Here is a 2,188-nt window from a genome sequence, read left to right as displayed (position 1 = left end):
TTTCTTTTGCAAGTAACCTACTTTCCATTATAACTCCTTTGTATTCAGCTACACAGGTATCACACAACCCAAATTGCGTACTATCAATCTGCTTTATTTCCTGCGTAACAGCCTCTATCTGCTTGATTTTGGCATGAGTAAAAATGATGGAGTCTTGATTGACCAAAGGAGTATCTGATCCTGTAGCTGTTGCTTCTGTGCAAGCATATAGCATTAAGCCCGACAAGCAAACAAATAGCGCTAACAATAGCTTAAATGTATTTTTCATTTTCGTGTATTGCTTTTAAGTTTTTGATTCGATTTAGCCATCCTTTCAGGAACTTCTTTTGAGTTCCTTTACCTATCGCTTTGTAGTAATTGTACCTATATTGGTAGATTTTCCCGTATAACTTCTTCGCATCTGCCTGATTAATAAGCCGTATGGTATTAGCGCCTATCTTCCCATCTTGTTTAGCTCCTACAAATCCCTGTATTGCCTTTACATGCTTATTGCCTCGTCCTGTACCACTATTGATAAAAAGGTCAATGATAATTTCAGCAATGGCTTGATTCTCTATCAAATGCCCTTTGTACTGTTTCCAGTACATTTCGTCATATATGACTTTTGCATCAAGTTGAGTCGTTAAGGCAAGGTCTTTTGGTGTAAGCTTGGCATCCTTGTTTTTATCACAGTCCTTCGCTATGCTTTGCTTACATGCGATTAAGAAGGTTTTCCAAGCTACCCCAAATTTAGTAGCGCCTCCGAAATCGTACTGGGTAATAGTGAATATGCGACCTTCAGCATTGAGCAAATGTGGAAAAAACTTGTCTAATGAGCCTCCAAGGACGTTACAACTGCAAATACAAATTAGTAGTAGAATAATAAACCGTTTCATAAATAAGTGGGGCTAAGTACCCCACTTAAGCAAAGTAAGGTAGAATTATTATACGATGAAATTGTGCAGGGAGGGCAACCGAATTGCTCACCTCCCTCTATGGGTTAGTTTATGCCTTGTTTTTTGAGACTAAAGCCGCAATATGTTGATTGCGCTTAGGTACACAAATAAAGTAATGACGGAAATTCATTTTGTTGGTTTGCGTTTCTGTATCAGCCTGTGCAGGGCTAAAATACATCTTCGTCTTACCTGTTTTCTTCGCAATCTTATTCGCAACAAAAACGAATGAGCCTTGATATTGTCCCGCTGAAGGAACTGCACCATAAGCCAATTTGGTTAAGGCTGTTGCATTGTAATAAGGATTGTCCTTAAAACGATAAATCAAGAAACCGCAAATACGAGGCGCTGGCTTACCTTCTTGGTAGTTAACCAATTGGTCTCCAAAGTTTTTACGATCCAAAAGCAAATCATTAAAGTGATCATCGCAAAGCACCAAAATACGGTCTCCATCAACTTTTGGCGTTGCTTTATCACAACGATCTTTCAAGTTAACTAACGATTCGTAGGTACAACGCAAACGTTCTCCAGATGCTTCTGTTCCAAGACCCAATGTTAATACTACTGGTGTAGCAGCAGTATTGGCAGCAGGAGCCATAGCGTGTGCAGCCTTGATATGCTTAGTAGTTCTAATTTTCTCGGTATGAGATGCCGTAACTACATCAATCTGCTGGTACGATGAGCCATCAATCTGGTCGTCCGAAAGCGTCGTTGCTTTCGTTTGGAACTTATCCAACTGAATCTCCACATCACTGTCTGTATAATCCTGCAATGCGATTGGATAGGTAGTATTGTTAATTAAAACATCTGGTTCAAAATCCGTAGTTGGAATATGGATTTTGTTCTTTTCTGATGCCGACCCGCTACTCATCTCAATAATGGAAGTATCCAGCTCTGGCACAGCATCTAACCAAGGTGCTTGAGTAGATTCATTGATATTACGCTCTACTCGGTTTTCCCATTGTTCTACGTAAATAGACATAATTTGTATTGTTAAAAAATGAAAGCCTTACTTAATTATTCAATCAACTGTTACTTAAAAGCCTATTTTTTTACCCAAAGAGCCTTATACTCATCTGGATGATTCGCTTTAAAGTCAGCCTTTTCTTGTGCTGATAGCTTCTCAAACTCGTCTGGATTAGAAGGCAATTTCCCTTGTCCTTCTTCATGTGGTGGAACTCCATCAGCATTCAAGTTTTTCTTTGCTGGGATTTTGGCTAATGCAGCAGTAGCTAAACTCAAATTTGACTCTGCCA

General features: G+C 39.3%; 4 protein-coding genes. All 4 read right to left on the bottom strand.

From position 1 onward, the window contains the following. A partial coding sequence (locus ACOVQ4_RS14640; RefSeq protein ID WP_421821370.1) for a hypothetical protein occupies positions 1 to 268 on the bottom strand: 268 nt, incomplete at its 3' end. Further along, complete coding sequence (locus ACOVQ4_RS14635; protein WP_421821369.1) at positions 252 to 875, bottom strand: glycosyl hydrolase 108 family protein; 624 nt, start codon at positions 873 to 875, stop codon at positions 252 to 254. The genes ACOVQ4_RS14640 and ACOVQ4_RS14635, both read right to left, overlap by 17 nt. Before the next feature lie 109 nt (positions 876 to 984). Further along, complete coding sequence (locus tag ACOVQ4_RS14630) at positions 985 to 1,914, bottom strand: hypothetical protein (RefSeq protein ID WP_421821368.1); 930 nt, start codon at positions 1,912 to 1,914, stop codon at positions 985 to 987. A gap of 62 nt (positions 1,915 to 1,976) precedes the next feature. Then, on the bottom strand, positions 1,977 to 2,188 hold a 212-nt coding region (locus ACOVQ4_RS14625), incomplete at its 5' end, for a hypothetical protein (RefSeq protein WP_421821367.1).

Source organism: Flectobacillus sp. (assembly GCF_049240685.1).
Lineage (GTDB): Bacteria > Bacteroidota > Bacteroidia > Cytophagales > Spirosomataceae > Flectobacillus.
Note: the sequence above shows the minus strand (reverse complement) of the source record. Positions and strands in the feature narration are given on the sequence as shown.

Coding starts and splice junctions, on each gene's coding strand:
- ACOVQ4_RS14630 (WP_421821368.1), bottom strand. CDS start 1,914: ATGTCTATTTACGTAGAACAATGGGAAAACCGAGTAGAGCGTAATATC.
- ACOVQ4_RS14635 (WP_421821369.1), bottom strand. CDS start 875: ATGAAACGGTTTATTATTCTACTACTAATTTGTATTTGCAGTTGTAAC.